Consider the following 16033-nt stretch of genomic DNA (forward strand, 5'->3'; position numbering starts at 1 on the left):
CACTTTTCATAGTGCTTCAGGCAATGCCGACAAATTTTCAAAACCCGAAATAGAGTTTACTGCTGAATCCCTGAGCACGCGCTGTCACGCTGGCATCCTGATACCCGTGACGGAGATTTGCAATGCGCATCAGGACACTCCTGTTTTTTTCCCTGCTGATACCGATCCAGGTAATGGCAGGCACCGTCGTTTTTACCGACGCTCAGCACCCTCCCCTGAACCTTACCGCCGATGCTGAAGTCGTCTGGCTGGATGGGCCAGATCGTCTGCAGCAGGCTATTTTCAGTGATCTGTCGTCAGATCCTCAGCAGGCCGCCCTGCAGGCTCAGCAGGTCATTCAGTCACCCGACTGGCCCCGGAAGCAGGCGCAAATTGCCGGCGCTTACAGTCAGGTGGTCCACGCCAAGGAAATCGGCCTGCACAAGTATCCAGCCGTCGTATTTGATGATCGAGACGTGGTATACGGCACTGCTGACGTGGCGCAGGCCAGCCTGCACCGCATGCAGGGGACAGACTAATGCCTGGATCATTCAGAAAGCACTTTTACGCCGCCGGCACGGCCTCTGTTCTGGTCGTGGCTGCCGCTCCCGCTACAGTAGCCGCCATCAATACCGCCGGCATTATCGCAAGCGCGGTATCGCAGAACTGTATCAGCTGGCGCGTGAGCGGCATCTGTTACTGGCTGATGTGCACGCCCTTTGGCTGCTCGGTCAAAACCTCGGTCAAGGTGACGCATTACATCCCCGAAGTAGTGGTATCGACCTATACCGGCCCGGGCGCGAATCCCTGGCATGAAATGGCCTTTATGAGCGGCGCCGCCGGCGCCGTTGACGGCGGTCTGACCGGTGGCGGTGGCGCCGGCGGGGGGAATGCCGCCGACATCAAGGACGCAGGGCACCGTCAGTCAAACATCAAGTTCAAATACGCCGACGCCATCGGGCATCCGGCCACCTCGCTAATTGGTGGGAGTATTGCCGGCTACTCCTGCGACACGGCGGCCCGGGCATTTAACCCTTACTTCCTCAGTACGCTGGACTCGCTTATGTGGCGTTCGGGCCTGCCGGAGTCGCTCTATCCGGAGGCGCTTATCCCCGGACAGCGCGAGCTGGGTAGCCAGGCTCGCGCCAACATGTGGGGCAATCTCTATCCGCGCTCGGGCTTCGTCAGCCAGACCGACGATGACAAGGCTTCAGCCGTGGTCGCCCAGCGCGTGGCCGACATCATCACCCGATCCGGGCAGATCCACGTTTATCAGCAGCTGAAGGGCGCCCGTAAGCCGGGCTACTGGCCGCCTGGCGAGGTGAAGGAAAACACCGGCACGGCGAACCATAAATGGCAGCGGCTGTCCCCCACGCTTTCGGCAACCTGCGCCGTATTCCCCGACGGCGCCTATCCCACGGCGCAGGACGGCAACGAGGCGTACGCCCTGTGGCAGCCTTACAGCTGCTGCAAGCGTCGCGGCCAGACCTTCCTGTATGCAACAAATTTTTAAGAGGCAACCATGACAACAACCACACTGAGCCCGGTTTTTCTGGCGGTCCTGGTCAGCGTATCAATTGGCCTTGCACAGGCTGATGATGACAACCGATCCGGTGTCTTTGGCATTTCGCTGCCGTCGGTCAACAACAGCGCTATCGGCTACGGTAAAAACGTCAGCGGCGCGGTATCCGACAAGCTGTATTACACCCTTGGCGGCGGCTCCGTTATTTCCCAGCCGGCCACGCGCAGCAGCATGCGCAAGCTGGGAATGGATATCGGCTGGAGCAGCGATCTGATGTGCGGCAATTTCGATCTGAAAACCACCGTAGGTAACCAGTTGAACGGCTTGACCAGCGGCTACAAAAACCTGATGAGCGACGTCATTCAGGGGGCCACCGGCGCGGTCGCCAGCCTGCCGGCCATGGTCATACAGCGCGCCAATCCGGGCCTGTACGATATGCTGACCAACGGCGTGCTGCAGGGAAGCGTGGCGTTTGATAAGGCCCAGCTTAACTGTCAGAACATGTCCAAACGCATGATGAACTTTGCCGGCAACAACAAGTGGAACCAGAGCGCGGTCATGGACGAGTACAAGTCGCTGGTCAACAGTGGCGACGCTGACGCAGTACGGGTTAACAACGCCTCTGAAAAGCTGCAGGGCAAGTCCGGCCAGAACTGGATAGGCGGACAGAAGCGCGGCGGACAGAATCAGACCGCCATTCGCCCCACGCACGACCTGGCCGCCGCCGGCTACAACATGATGAACAGCCTGCCCGTGCTGAGCACCGCGCCCGTCAGCGACAGCAGCTGCAACGGCGGCGCCTGCGCAAAATATGGCAGTGCCGAAGAGGCGGCCAAAGCCGTGGTGCAGGTGGTTGGCGACAGTTCCCTGCGTACCTGCGCCGATGCATCCCAGTGCACCAGTGGCGATGACGAACAGCAGCCCGGTGCCACGCAGGCCGGCACCGGCTTTGCCCCCATTCTTGAGGAAACGACAAAAGAGAATACGGAGCAGCTGGTTAAACTGGTTAACGGCAGCGAGCCGCCCAACGCCACTAACCTGGCGAAGCTGAAAACCGGCAGCCTGCCAATCACCGCTGGCGTCATCAGGGCGCTGCAGCGTGATCCGGATAATGCCGCCCTCACCGCCCGGCTTGCGGGCGAACTGGCAATGGCTGACACGGTGGAAACGGCGCTGATCATGCGCCGCATGATCGTTACCGGCATGTCAGAGCCGAACGCCGCCTCTCAGACTGCCGCCATCGAGGAAGGTGACCGCCGGGTAACGGCTATAGACAGGGAAATCACCGCGCTTCGTAACGAAATGGAGCTCAAGCGCGAGCTGTCCCGCAATTCCGTACTGACAATTATCGAGCGCGAAAATGGCCGAGTGAACAGCAACCCGCAGACCCAGAGCGATGACAACACGGACAGCCGCATGAACCGCCTGGCGGTGCCCGAAACGGAAAGCAAATGAGCGAGGTCCACACCATGAAACCTGTAAAGGAGGCGCAGCGCGCCTCATTTATCCGTCGTCATCCCATTCTGCAGCGCACGCTGATCATTGCCGGCACGCTGCTAATTTTGTTGCTCACCGCGCTCGTTATTGCGGATAACGCGATCAAAAATCCTGACCAGGCGGCCGCCCTCAGCAAGTGGATGGAGCAGGCAAAATACGGCTGGCTGATGTGGCGGCTGGCGGTATACGGCGGCCTGACGTGGGGGTTTGTGAAGATCCTGCGCGCGCCGGGCTTCAGGTCGCAGTACAGGCAGCCGCTTATACGGATCGCCGCCGTCAGCGTAGTTTTTGCCGTGGTGTGTGAACTGGTGCTGCTCAGCGGCACGGGAGCATCATAATGCTGACTAACAGCTACCTGGAGTATTTCCTGACCCTGCTCGGCTGGGTCGTTAATAACGGTTTGTGGAATATCCTGCTCAGTACCGGCCTTTTTGCTGCCCCGGTGGCCTTCCGCCTTATCGGCATCTGGCTGAAGGTCCGGGAGGAAGGTGAAGATGAGGGAAACAAGGGCGCGTTGTCCATTCCCCGGATGGAGCACGCCATTTACACCTCCTTTCTGGTCATAATTGCCTGCTGTATGCCGCTCATGAACGTGGACATGAGCACCATCAAGTATGACGCCACACGCGCGCAGACGTGCGGCACCTGGACGCCGAAGGCGCCGGATGACACGGGCTATTCGCCCGTGATTTCCAGCCTTAATGACCAGACCGCCGCCGCGCCGATATGGTGGTATCTGATGCATAAGCTGGCAAAGGGCATCACCCAGGCGTCCGTCGCCACCATCCCCTGCCGGCCCGACATGCGGCAGATCCGCTTTGAAGTGCAGCATACGCGTATCAATAACAAGGGGCTCGCCGAGGAGCTGCAAGACTTCAGCAACGATTGTTACTCGCTGGCGCTATACATGTGGAAGCGTGAAGACCAGGGACAGACGAAGGATAAATCCACCCTGCGCGACATTGAGTGGATTGGCAGCAAGACGTTCCTGGGCAGCTATTACGGCAGCCTGCAGTCGAAAACGCCCCGCGCGGCGTTTCCGTGGAGCGAAAGCCGGGACAGCGGGCGCCCGGACACTGGCCGGGGCGGCTATCCAACCTGCAGCGAATGGTGGAGCAAGGCCGAAACCGGACTGCAGGCCCGCGTGGTTGACCAGGCTGACCCGGGCTTATGGACCCGTCTTTCCGCGGCCATGTCCATGATCGGCGGCAATGCGACCGACTACCGGGAGGCCGTGATACGCCGCCTGGTGAGTCCTGAAAGCCTGACGGTTTCACAGGGCGGCCACGTTTATGCCGGCTATGGCGGCAACGCGGATTTCACCCTGGATAACTCGGTGTCGCGCGTCGCGGCGATCGGCGGCACCGCGCTGGGAAGTCTTGCAGCATTTCCAGCTTTTGATGCCATGCGCCAGGCGCTGCCCATGGTGCAGGCGGTGCTGCTGATGGCTGTGGTAGTCATCCTGCCGCTTGTGCTGGCGTTCTCCGCGTATGAGGTAAAGACGGTTATCACGCTGACGTTTGTGGTCTTCGCCCTGAACTTCCTGACGTTCTGGTGGGAGCTGGCGCGCTGGCTGGACAGCTGGCTGCTGACCGCGCTGTACAGCTCGGATACGCACAGCAGCTTTAACATGGCCGGCTTTCAGAACAGCTCGGATGACCTGATCATGAACTTTGTGATGGCATCAATGTTTCTGGTGCTGCCGGCGTTCTGGATGGGGGCGCTTTCATGGGCGGGTATCAGAGTGGGTGGTGCACTTGATGGTGCGCTTAAAAACGGAAGCTCTGATGTGCAAAAAGCAGGCGGTAGTGCAGTCGAAACCGCTAAAAGAGCCGTGAAATTGTAATGCTAGTGAAGATTAGAGGCATGAAACTTCTAATCTTCATCGTCATCATTATCTACACGATAAGAAGGTCCGGGACCATGTTCCGGGCCAGTATAGATCCCAGTGCCCTCGCTACCATTTCGCCACTCTGTCCCATAGGAGGGGTTATGCTCACTGTTATAATCGTCCTCACCACTGATAGTTATGTTGCAAATCATATAAAGGAACGCAGCTGCTATGACGATTATGGCGCCCACAACTAAACCGCAAAGCAGAGCTGTAACCAGTAAACAGCATATTGTTATTGGGACGGGTAATCGTCCCAAAATGCTTGGTAGCCCGTTTTTCTGGGCCCAGTTTATGCAGGCATCATTTGATAACCTCATTGTTTTTGTTAATTTCTTAAACAGACCTGCTACCTGAGCTCCGCGCTCATATGCTGTGTGCTTCATCATCTACCCCTTTCCCTTCAAGATCAGTGTCACTGAGATGGCGCTGCGTAATCCGAATCACCTGACGCTCTGAGATGCCGCATATTGAAGCTGTCTCCCTGATACTCATCCCGTTTTGCAGACGCAGCTTAATGACATTTTGATGCATCTGCAGATTCGGCTGACGGCCTTTGAATTTTCCACTTTTTACTGCCTTTACTATCCCTTCACTCTGCCGGCGACGTCTGTCCTGATAGTCTTTGCGCGCGATAGCTGCAAGCATATCCAGCATCATTGCGTTTATAGCACGCAGCATGGCGGCCGTGAATTCGTCTCCGCGATGGTTCTCGAGCGCGACATAACTTGTAGGCAGATCCAGGCTGATAATCGACAGACTTTTGCTGCTTATAAGCTCTTTAAGTGTTTTCCAGCCATCATCATCAAGGCGGGATAAGCGATCAACCTGTTCAATCAGGATCGCATCACCCGGAGCCGCGTTCTCAAGTAATTGCATCAGCTCAGGTCGTCTCAGTGACGCGCCGGAAACATTCTCAACGTACCAGCTGGCAATCCGGTGTCCACGTTCGGCAACAAACTGCTGAAGACGATTTCTGGCGCGTTCGGCGTCCTGCTCTCGTGTGGAAGCACGTAGATAAGCAAAAATGTACATTTTTTATCCATAAATGACTTTTAGGTTATGACTAAGGATAGCATGACTTTTATATCATGACTTAAGGATAAAAACGCATGATTTAAGGGGGTGACATTTGGGTATACTGGGCCGATTTTCTCCGCTTTATGCCATACCTGCCGAATTTTAAGCAGAATTCACGTAGCGTGATCGATTGTCAAGAGCGCTTAACTACCCTCTTAATAAATCTCATATCACTATGTAAAGGAGCCATTTCCCGTTCCAAGCCTCATTTAAGGTGCTTTTTAGAAACAGCAGCTATCGATGGCTGGTACTGTTTAAATATCCAGATTAAACCTTTCCCTCCGGGTCAGATGAGTGATAAAGTTTCACCTATAAGACCCATTGGAGGCATTATGTCTGAATTTGAATTACTGGCGCAGGATCTGCTTGAGAAAGCAGAGATAGACGAAAAGCTCCGGCAGGAAAATGATAAAAAGCTAATTGAGCAGGTGCTGGAAATCTATGATCAGAAGTACGTGGCCGAGTTACTCAGGAAAGTCGGCAAAAACGAGTGGACTCGCGAAACTCTTAATCGCTGGATTAATGGTAAGTGTTCACCTAAGTCGCTGACGTCAGCCGAAGAGGCACTTCTGCGAAAAATGCTGCCGGAAGCGCCAGCGCATCACCCGGACTATGCCTTCCGGTTTATTGACCTGTTTGCCGGCATTGGCGGTATACGAAAAGGCTTTGAAGCCATCGGTGGTCAGTGCGTTTTTACCAGTGAATGGAATAAAGAGGCTGTGCGCACGTATAAAGCCAACTGGTTTAACGATGAGCAGGCACACACGTTTAATCTCGATATCCGGGAAGTTACGCTCAGTGACAAACCTGAAGTACCAGAAACTGATGCCTATGCCTACATTGACGAGCATGTGCCGGATCATGATGTACTTCTGGCTGGTTTCCCTTGTCAGCCGTTCAGCCTTGCTGGCGTGAGTAAGAAAAATTCACTCGGTCGGGCGCACGGTTTCGAATGTGAAGCGCAGGGAACCCTTTTCTTTGATGTCGCGCGCATTATCCGCGCCAAAAAGCCGGCTGTCTTTGTGCTGGAAAACGTTAAAAACCTGAAGAGCCATGACAAGGGTAAAACCTTTAAAGTCATCATGGAGACCCTGGACGAGCTGGGTTATGAAGTAGCGGATGCGGCTGACATGGGCAAAAGCGATCCTAAAGTCATCGACGGAAAGCATTTCCTGCCTCAGCACCGTGAACGTATCGTGCTGGTTGGTTTCCGCCGCGATCTGAATATTCACCAGGGTTTTACCCTGCGGGACGTCAGTCGTTTTTATCCGGAACAGCGGCCGTCATTTGGCGAACTGCTGGAGCCTGTGGTGGACAGCAAATATATCCTGACGCCAAAGCTCTGGGAGTACCTTTACAACTACGCCAAAAAGCACGCGGCTAAGGGGAACGGCTTCGGTTTTGGCCTGGTAAACCCTGAAAACAGGGAAAGCGTTGCCCGTACGCTTTCTGCCCGCTATCACAAAGACGGATCTGAAATTCTGATTGATCGTGGCTGGGATATGGCTACGGGTGAAACAGATTTCGCGAACGAAGAAAATCAGGCGCATCGGCCACGCAGGCTGACGCCGCGTGAGTGCGCGCGCCTCATGGGCTTCGAGAAGCCCGACGGCAGGCCTTTCCGTATTCCGGTGTCGGACACGCAGTCTTACCGTCAGTTCGGTAACTCCGTAGTGGTTCCTGTGTTTGAAGCGGTTGCGAGACTGCTGGAGCCTTACATCCTGAAAGCCGTTTCTGCCGATGCTGAGAAGGCGGATAACATCTGAGTGCACCTCCCGGCAGGGTATGCCGGGAGATTATTTAAGGAAGATCGGCGTAAAGCCCTGTGAGCTCGGCAATAAAGGCGCCCAGCGTCATTAATTCTGCCCTTACCGCTTCCGGGTATTTTTTATGTAATGACGACGGCACGACCAGCCTGACCCCTTCCGCCTGCATTTCTCTGTACTGTGCCTGTGATACGCCCTCCTGCAGCGTAAACAGATGAACCGGAGAAATTCTGTTGGCTTCATTCAGTATCTGGCGCCAGCGATCTTTACAGGTGGTCTTAACTGCCAGCATTCGCAGATTTTCTGCGGGAAATTCGGCGTCGTGGTAAGCCTCTGCGGAAGGGAAAAGGAAGTCAGGTTTTTTATTGCCCTCCGTAACTGCCTGCGTGGCAAAGTGCCGTAGCCCGTGCTCAATGAAGAGATGCTCCAGGTGCAGCTCCAGTGACTTTCCGGCCCGGGATTTACGACGATTACTGACAGAGTTGGCCAGCGCAATGAATTCATCCACGGAGCCAAATCCTTTCCGGATTATGTCCAGAACATGGAGTTCCTCAACCAACAGAAAAATGTCGTACTCGACGCGCCGACGGTCAATAAGCTGCTCATCCGGATTAAGGGAATTTTTCACATAATGGCCGGCGGCATACTTAATAATTTCATTTCCGGACGGAAAGCGCTGCTGCCAGTCCTCCGGGATAGTGTATTTATGATTAACGGGCATTTGCTGCAGAGACAGGCCGCCTAGGATTCGCCCGGCAGGCCCGGATATAAGCGTTCCGGGGATCACTTCACCAATAGCCGTCTCAATGATGTCCTCTTCATCAGGGCTGACGCAGACCCAGATGTCCACAGCCGTACTGTCCCCGCCGTGCTCATTAAGCCTGAAAGCCAGAAGCGTCAGGGCTCCGGTATTTTCAGGATCCTGAAGCGGGCTGCCTCTTCCCCAGCGTGTGATCCTCTTCTCGTTTCGGGTTTTACCAAAATGACGGCTGTTGTAATAAATTGCCCGGGCTTCGCTGTCCGGGCAGTCATGTGATGACACATGTGCTGTGATAAAGACTGAAGGGTTGAGCTCACGGGTATGGTTGATAGACGGAAATAGCTTCTCAACGATACCAGAAGGGATATAAAGCCCGACCTGATGACCACCTGTTGCGCCAGTGTCATTGGCGGAAAGGCGTTTAATGTAAACGAAGTAATTCCCGCCTGCGATCTCAAGTAGCCAGTTATGAAAAGCCGACATACATATCCCTCTGTTGTCCTGAAATTCAACTCGTCATTTTTCCACAGTCAGACAGAAGCTGCTAGGAGGGCTTTTGTAGATGCTCTGCCTGCAGCTGAAACCGACTGTAATCAGAAAAAAGAAAAGTATCCTTCTGGACTCCTCCGGCTCGCCAAATTCTGATGGTGCAAGGCAAGGTCAACTCCTGCAGCTGGCTTAAAGTCTGCTATGAGCGAGGAGCGGACCATTCAGCTTCCGCTCATGAGTAGAAGAATGGCTTTAAAAAATGAGGAATCTGAACTCTATATAAAATGCTTTAATTCCTCAGCATTTATGTTCGCCAGCATTGAGGCTTTCAAATGTGGGGATACTGCAAGATATCTGGATATCAGGTTGAACCCTGCGGTATATCCCAGCCACCTTGGCAAATCTCCGGTTCCGAAAAACCAGGCATTGTGGTCATAGTCAGTGCGTTGCCAGCTGTCGTGCAGTTGTGAAGTGTAAGGCTGGACTATATCTGAGCTAAGCCTTTCCCAGAGTTCAGGTTCACCTCCAAAAAGCTCAAGAGAAAAATGCCCGGCCAGCCCCTCAGAGACTAAAGCCTCCCCTAACGTTGAGCCATATCCAGGTCCTTGCCACCTCGCAGCATGGTGCAGTTCATGAGCAAACATACGTTCAATAGAGTGCGCATAGTTTTTGCAGAATGCATTATTTTCAGGATCGACAGTTACATAGACAACGCCAGCTTCAGGACAAAAACCGGCATGCCCTTTTTCAGGGATAACAGACGCCCCGGCTTTCACCACCACATCCAGTGGAGGAAGCGGCATCAGCCTTTTGGCTTTTACGTAGGTGCTGGCCAGGGTGGCCTGAAGCCATTCAGCGTGAGCGGTAAGTTTTTTCTGAGCATTAAGAATATGAATGGTTATTTTAGTCATGTTAGCATCACTTAGAAGCCACAGTACACGTCCGCATATTAGCAGACATATAATGAATGTCATGGTGCTGCTCGGTAGTGGCAGACCAATAATCAGGGATGTTCGCTTTTGGCACAAAGCGGACGGTAGGCGCTAAAGGTCTGCTATGAGCGAAAAGCGGACGTTGTAGCTTCCGGGCACGGTATAATCAGCTGTTGTATCTATAAATAAAGGTATCGTCAATCACTCCCGTGCTGTCGAGTCGATCAGAAGCTAATATGGCTTCAAGTTTGAACCCACACTTTAATGCAACAGACTGACTGCGAACGTTACGTCTGGCAGTACGAATTTCGATTCTTATAGCGTTAAAAAATTCCGAGGCTATTTTTGTAGCCAGCTTGCATGCTTCGGACATTATGCCTTTTCCCATCGCATCCGTGGCAAGCCAGTAGCCTATCTCGAAATAAGGAATAGCACTATTCCTTATGAATAAGCTTATACAACCTAATAGCTCATCTGACGTACGCTCAATAATTAAAAACTTATATTCCACCCTGTCATTCAGGAAATTATCTGCTGCATCCAACATATTATCCCTGACTGAAGAAAAGGAATGAAAGTTAGGGGACCAAAGCAGAAACTCATGATGAATCGAAGTAAATCCATTTAGTTTAAGTTGCATTTCTTCTGAGCGACTCAGGTCTGGAGCAGTCAGATAAAAACGGTCGTGTTGCAATAAATAAGCAGGAATTTCATCAATATGCATCCTTATCCTTCCATTTATACAAGCTTTTTATTTACTTAACACATTCCGGGAAAAATTGCATCCGATTTATATAGGTCAGGCTATTGAAAGAATGGATTACTCAATGACAAATGAGAGCAGTGTACAGCTAAAAGTATTATCGAAAATTTTAATCCAATGGGTGGGTAGCAACGTCCGCTTCTGGCACAAAGCGGACATCAGGAACAACGTCCTTCTGTCCCTTTCCTGCATTGCCCGCCCGTGTGTCCTGGTGAACTAACCGACAAAGCCAGCTAAATTTCCCAAGCCGCATGAGCACGGTCTGGTCAGGAAGGGGCATGTCCGATTACTGACAGACTGCACCCTGTGGTCAATTTATTCGCTGGCCTCCTAAGACCAAAAGTTGAAAAAGCGTTCAATAAATGATTTTATAATTCATTAATAATTATTCACTATTGATGCATAAGGTCAGATACGTTGTCACTAGAGTCTTCAGAATGGTTTAGCCGAAATGGCATAGAGTGTTCGCGGGTCAGAGCCCGTAATTCGGGCTTTCCAAAACATCTTCATGATGAATATGTCATCAGTGCAAACCTGACGGGGGTAGAAGAAATCTGGCTGGCAGGGAAAACTGCCTATGTTAAAAGTGGTCAGGTTACCTTATATAATCCGGGAACCATTCAGGCTTCGCGTTTTGAGACTCAAGCCGTAGAATTCATCAGTGTGCACATACCCCAGACAGTGATAAAAATGCTTGCAGATGAGGACAATCTCAATAGCGCTCATGAAGCCCCTGTTCTGCGAGAAGGCATAATCAATAACACTCCCCTGTTTGACGCGCTGTACCGTTTTGCACTATCAGCCCGACTGGAGCGGGTCATGGATGAGGAGCAGGAACTGATTTTACTTTGTGGTGAGCTGCTTGAGACGCCAGCTGTACTTCAGAGATCTGACAAACAGAAAATCAATGTTGTTATCGAGTATTTGCGGGAGCACCTCAGCGTAAAACCGCAGCTGGAGATGCTCGCGCAGCTGGCGGGGATGAGCAAATATCATCTTGTTCGCTTCTTCACCCGGCATACAGGTATGCCGCCTCTGCAGTATCATATGCAGCTTCGTCTGCACTATGCCCGCGACTTGCTTCGCAGAAACGTGCATCCTCTCGATGCGGCGATAATGCTGGGATTTTACGATCAGAGTCATTTCATTAATGCATTTCGCAAAGTGATGGGAACAACCCCCCATCACTATGCTTCGCAGGTCAGATCACCATAAACTCCCGGTACCCTGACACAATCACGTAAAGCGCAAAATAGCTGAATATGAGCGCTGAAGCTATGTAGGAATATTTAAGCAGGCGTTGACCAAGTAGTCTGCCTCCAAAACTTCCAACCAGGCACAAGACACAGGTCCAGAACATTCCCGCAATGAAAAAGCCACTCAAAAACCAGGACGTTGCCGTAACGCTGTGCTGGCCCATCCGGGATATCAGCGCACCGCCTACTGTCGCAAACCACAGAATGGCCGTGGGGGAGGACATGGCAAGCACCACGCCCCGGCCAAATTCACGCAGCAGGGGACGATACTGATGGGTTTCGCTCACGTTAAGTTCCGAGGCCTTCCTGAAAGCGGCAAACAACATTTTGCCCGCGAACCACACAAGCATCGCGCCACCGCCAATCCACAGTATCCAGCGTACTGCTTCATACTGAAGCAGTACGGCCATTCCCGCCAGTGCCAGTAATGCATATGTCAGGTCACCCACACAAGTCCCCATTCCCAGCCAGAAACCATGAAAATATCCGCGTTGCATGGCAAGGGTAATCATGGCGATATTGGCAATCCCGATATCAAGACAAAGCGAAAGGCTCAGTAAGAAACCATTTGAAAACTCGATCATAACGTAAAGCCTTTAATCTTCTGGTCGTACTCGATCATGTCGACAGTTTTACCCAGCCGGTTCAGCAGCAGATCTGCCTCTTCACGCTGATGATGAGGTGAATAGCATTGTAGGAACGCCAGGGCTGCCTCTGTATCACCCTGCAATACAGAGCGTGTCATTGCTGTTGCCAGTGCCGTCAGAGCAGGCTTCACCGCGCTGAGGTCCACCACATAATGCATCCCATTCCAGTTCAGACACCGATGTTCAGTTAGCCACTTGAGCTGTATATAAGCCGCCCCTGCATCAGGGTAATCACATGGGCCGCGGCGCAAATATCTCAGCATTTCCAGCAGAAAAATTTTTAACTGCAATGTCTCATTCAGCTGTAGGGCGTGCCGGGAAGGCTCTGTCAGGCACATCAGTAGCCCAAACACATCGGCCAGTGCTTCCTGCACAACCATTGATCCCCATCTGTCCTGTTTACTTAATTTACCAAACATCATCTTTTCAAGGACAACGGAATGCCCCAGATCATGACCGCGGAACCAGGCGATCAGGTGGCGGGCACAGAGAGTGCTGTCCGGGATAGCTTCATGCTGCCAGCCAAGCAGAGAAGCCTGGGGCCGGGCAAAACGTTCAAACAGGTTTAGATAGGTATTTGCAAACACAATGGTGCGCTTCTGGGGGGCGTATTTCACCCCTTCATCTTCAGGAAAGAAATAGGCGAAATGCTTGGGATAGCTGTTAGCTTCGCCAGCAATGGCAAACAGATCGACAATTTTGTACCGGCATCCAGGCAGCGCAACCAGCCGCTGGTCGATATGAATTTGCAGCCAGCACAGGTTGTCCGGAAAGAGCACATCCATCACATCCGAAACTTCCTGCAGCCCGCGATCGGGTAACCCAAACCAGGCGGAATAATGCTGCGTGCGAGACTTACCAACCCATGTGGACATGTAACCTATTCCCTGCACCAGCTCCTGTTCATCCAGCCCTGCTATCTGCGGGAGAAGTTCTTTTGCTGTGCTGGCGTCAGAGAGGATTTCTGCACGTAACTGCAACGCTTTGCAGGTATCCGGATCGTCAAATTCCTGAGCAAGCTTGAAACAAATAATGCTGAGCTTTTCTTCAACAGACTGAAGCAGCATACTTCCGGCCCGTGTAGAAACAGGGTGAATATGACTGGCCGCGTCTGCAAGACGAGTAGCCTGGTGGATAAGGTCCAGCGCAGCGGGCGAAAGTGAGTCAGGCAGAGGGATATCCATCATGTGGATATGATATGAGTCAGCAGCGGGCCAGAACGGTGTCGTAAACATGAAATTACCTTCCATTATCAGTAACGAGAGATTTACTTAACCATTGCATCTGTAATCGGTATTGGAAGGAATTGCGCGAAGGGGTCAGAAAGAACGGTGTACTTCAGAACCATAACCGACCACTTCGCTTAGCAGTAAGTAGAAAAAGGTGATAAAGCGGGACAAGGGGCGTTATACACGCGAGAAATGCCCTGCACCGCATAAATCAACAGGGTTCGGTACAGCAACGTCCGCTTTGGCACAAAGCGGACAGACATGAAGGGCAACCGTCCGCTATGAGCGAAAAGCGGACATTGAGTGCTCAAAGATTGATTGCATCATTCTGGTTTACCTGTGTAGGCATACCGTAAACGAATAGTCACAAAATGAGCCACTGCCAGATAAACATATCTGAATTAACGAATATATAATTGACTCACAAATTGCAGGCAGTGAGAATGTCCTCAATTCCGGACTCAGGAGTCATCATGCCTCAATTTCAGCCTCTTCAGCTTTTCAAAAATCTCTCTGATGAAACACGACTCAGTCTGGTACTGCTGTTGCGCGAAAAAGGAGAGCTTTGCGTCTGTGAACTCACGTCAATGCTGAAAGAAAGTCAGCCTAAAGTTTCCCGGCATCTGGCGTTACTCAGAGACGCCGGTCTGCTTATCGACAGGCGAGACGGCAAGTGGATCTATTACCGGTTGTCACCGCACATGCCCGCCTGGGCTGCTGCAGTGATTGAGCAGGCTTACCTGTGTCAGCGCGATGATATTCTGAAACTCAGCCAGCAGGCTGAAAGGAATAACGCGACCACCAACGGCAAGCCTGTCTGCATTTAAAATTTACACAAACACATATGATTTTTCATACTTGTGAGTAGGACTGTCTTTAGTCCCGTTTACAGGCTTTATATCCAAAGGAGAAAGTATGTTTCTGGCGGGCGCTATATTCGTCCTGACACTGGTGCTGGTTATCTGGCAGCCAAAGGGACTCAGTATTGGCTGGAGTGCAGTTATCGGGGCCGCGCTGGCGCTGTTGACCGGCGTAGTACATATCGGGGATATTCCGGCCGTCTGGCAGATTGTCTGGAACGCCACGGCCACGTTTATCGCGGTTATTATCATCAGCCTGCTGCTTGATGAGTCTGGCTTTTTTGAGTGGGCTGCACTGCACGTTTCCCGCTGGGGAGGCGGTAAAGGCAGGCTGCTGTTCACGTATATTGTTCTGCTGGGTGCGGCAGTGGCGGCCCTGTTTGCCAATGACGGGGCGGCACTTATCCTGACGCCTGTTGTCATCGCCATGCTGCTGGCGCTGGGCTTCAGCCCTGGCGCCACGCTGGCGTTTGTGATGGCGGCAGGCTTTATCGCGGACACATCCAGCCTGCCGCTCATCGTATCGAACCTGGTCAACATCGTGACGGCGGACTTTTTTAAGCTGGGCTTCAGCGAATATGCGTCTGTCATGGTGCCGGTAAATATCGCGTCCGTGGCGGCCACGCTGGTTATGCTTCACCTCTTTTTCCGTAAAGACCTCCCGGTCACTTATGACCTGGCGAAACTGAAGGTGCCACGGGAAGCCATTCGTGACATGCGTACCTTTAAAGCCGGATGGCTGGTCCTGCTCCTGCTGCTGGCCGGTTTTTTTGCCCTGGAGCCGCTCGGCGTTCCGGTCAGTCTGGTGGCAGCGGCGGCGGCATTTATTCTGTGGCTTGTTGCCCGGAAAGGGCACGTAATTGACACCCGTAAAGTGCTGAAAAGCGCGCCCTGGCAGATCGTCATCTTCTCGCTGGGTATGTATCTCGTGGTGTATGGCCTGCGTAACGCCGGACTGACGGATTACCTCTCAGCCATCCTGAACCGGTTTGCAGAGCACGGCGTCTGGGGTGCCACACTCGGTACCGGTTTTTTGACGGCCTTTCTGTCATCGGTAATGAACAACATGCCTACCGTCCTGGTCGGTGCCCTGTCCATTGATGGCAGCACGGCTCAGGGCGCGGTGAAGGAGGCGATGATTTACGCCAACATCATCGGCTGCGATCTCGGCCCGAAAATCACACCCATCGGCAGCCTGGCGACCCTGCTGTGGCTGCACGTGCTGGCGCAGAAAAACATCACCGTCAGCTGGGGCTACTACTTCCGCGTGGGCATTGTGATGACCCTGCCGGTGCTATTTGTGACGCTGGCCGCGCTGGCCCTGCGCCTGTCTGTTTACCCTTAACCCCGGGGCTGCGTCTG

15 protein-coding genes are annotated in these 16033 nt (G+C 52.8%); 9 read left to right on the forward strand and 6 right to left on the reverse strand.

From position 1 onward, the window contains the following. Window positions 1-122 precede the first annotated feature (122 nt). The 5 genes from AB6T85_RS20530 to AB6T85_RS20550 are packed head-to-tail and all read left to right on the forward strand — an operon-like array spanning window position 123 to window position 4844. Window positions 123-518 carry a TIGR03757 family integrating conjugative element protein gene (locus tag AB6T85_RS20530; RefSeq protein WP_369896528.1) on the forward strand — a complete coding sequence of 132 codons (396 nt, stop codon included), beginning with the start codon at window positions 123-125 and terminating at the stop codon, window positions 516-518. Next, window positions 518-1492: a TIGR03756 family integrating conjugative element protein gene (locus AB6T85_RS20535; RefSeq protein WP_369896529.1), complete on the forward strand. Its 975-nt coding sequence runs from the start codon at window positions 518-520 to the stop codon at window positions 1490-1492. Before AB6T85_RS20530 ends, AB6T85_RS20535 begins: the two co-directional genes overlap by 1 nt. 9 nt (window positions 1493-1501) lie before the next feature. Beyond that, on the forward strand, window positions 1502-2956 hold the full coding sequence (locus AB6T85_RS20540; protein WP_369896530.1) for an integrating conjugative element protein: 1455 nt from the start codon (window positions 1502-1504) through the stop codon (window positions 2954-2956). Continuing rightward, window positions 2953-3336: a hypothetical protein gene (locus tag AB6T85_RS20545; protein WP_369896531.1), complete on the forward strand. Its 384-nt coding sequence runs from the start codon at window positions 2953-2955 to the stop codon at window positions 3334-3336. Before AB6T85_RS20540 ends, AB6T85_RS20545 begins: the two co-directional genes overlap by 4 nt. Then, complete coding sequence (locus AB6T85_RS20550) at window positions 3336-4844, forward strand: conjugal transfer protein TraG N-terminal domain-containing protein (RefSeq protein WP_369896532.1); 1509 nt, start codon at window positions 3336-3338, stop codon at window positions 4842-4844. The genes AB6T85_RS20545 and AB6T85_RS20550 overlap by 1 nt, the downstream gene beginning before the upstream one ends. Window positions 4845-5255: 411 nt before the next feature. Here AB6T85_RS20550 and AB6T85_RS20555 read toward each other — a convergent pair whose 3' ends face one another. Beyond that, window positions 5256-5924, reverse strand: a complete 669-nt coding sequence (locus tag AB6T85_RS20555; protein WP_369896533.1) for a recombinase family protein — start codon at window positions 5922-5924, stop codon at window positions 5256-5258. 377 nt (window positions 5925-6301) lie between these two features. Between AB6T85_RS20555 and AB6T85_RS20560 the strand changes: the two genes are divergently transcribed. Beyond that, complete coding sequence (locus AB6T85_RS20560) at window positions 6302-7735, forward strand: DNA cytosine methyltransferase (RefSeq protein ID WP_369896559.1); 1434 nt, start codon at window positions 6302-6304, stop codon at window positions 7733-7735. A 34-nt stretch (window positions 7736-7769) separates the two neighbouring features. Here AB6T85_RS20560 and AB6T85_RS20565 read toward each other — a convergent pair whose 3' ends face one another. From AB6T85_RS20565 to AB6T85_RS20575, 3 genes are all read right to left on the reverse strand, one after another. Further along, window positions 7770-8978 carry a type II restriction endonuclease gene (locus tag AB6T85_RS20565; RefSeq protein WP_502092371.1) on the reverse strand — a complete coding sequence of 403 codons (1209 nt, stop codon included), beginning with the start codon at window positions 8976-8978 and terminating at the stop codon, window positions 7770-7772. 281 nt (window positions 8979-9259) lie between these two features. Further along, window positions 9260-9895: a DUF2268 domain-containing putative Zn-dependent protease gene (locus tag AB6T85_RS20570; RefSeq protein ID WP_369896534.1), complete on the reverse strand. Its 636-nt coding sequence runs from the start codon at window positions 9893-9895 to the stop codon at window positions 9260-9262. 187 nt (window positions 9896-10082) lie between these two features. Further along, window positions 10083-10640: a GNAT family N-acetyltransferase gene (locus tag AB6T85_RS20575; protein ID WP_369896535.1), complete on the reverse strand. Its 558-nt coding sequence runs from the start codon at window positions 10638-10640 to the stop codon at window positions 10083-10085. Window positions 10641-11096: 456 nt separating this feature from the next. Between AB6T85_RS20575 and AB6T85_RS20580 the strand changes: the two genes are divergently transcribed. Further along, complete coding sequence (locus AB6T85_RS20580; protein WP_369896536.1) at window positions 11097-11894, forward strand: helix-turn-helix transcriptional regulator; 798 nt, start codon at window positions 11097-11099, stop codon at window positions 11892-11894. Here AB6T85_RS20580 and AB6T85_RS20585 read toward each other — a convergent pair. Further along, window positions 11881-12519, reverse strand: coding sequence for a LysE family translocator (locus AB6T85_RS20585; protein ID WP_369896537.1), 639 nt, complete (start codon window positions 12517-12519; stop codon window positions 11881-11883). The two genes, AB6T85_RS20580 and AB6T85_RS20585, sit on opposite strands and share 14 nt — an antisense overlap. Beyond that, complete coding sequence (locus AB6T85_RS20590) at window positions 12516-13817, reverse strand: DUF8614 domain-containing protein (protein ID WP_369896538.1); 1302 nt, start codon at window positions 13815-13817, stop codon at window positions 12516-12518. The genes AB6T85_RS20585 and AB6T85_RS20590 overlap by 4 nt, the downstream gene beginning before the upstream one ends. Before the next feature lie 467 nt (window positions 13818-14284). Here AB6T85_RS20590 and AB6T85_RS20595 point away from each other — a divergent pair, with 467 nt between their 5' ends. After that, the gene (locus tag AB6T85_RS20595; RefSeq protein WP_102053981.1) at window positions 14285-14638 is read left to right on the forward strand and encodes a metalloregulator ArsR/SmtB family transcription factor; all 354 of its coding nucleotides are present in this window, start codon (window positions 14285-14287) and stop codon (window positions 14636-14638) included. An 88-nt stretch (window positions 14639-14726) separates the two neighbouring features. Then, window positions 14727-16016 carry an arsenic transporter gene (locus tag AB6T85_RS20600; protein ID WP_369896539.1) on the forward strand — a complete coding sequence of 430 codons (1290 nt, stop codon included), beginning with the start codon at window positions 14727-14729 and terminating at the stop codon, window positions 16014-16016. Window positions 16017-16033: the final 17 nt, after the last annotated feature.

It is taken from the genome of Erwinia aeris (genome assembly GCF_041224955.1).
GTDB classification, from domain to species: Bacteria; Pseudomonadota; Gammaproteobacteria; order Enterobacterales; family Enterobacteriaceae; genus Erwinia; species Erwinia aeris.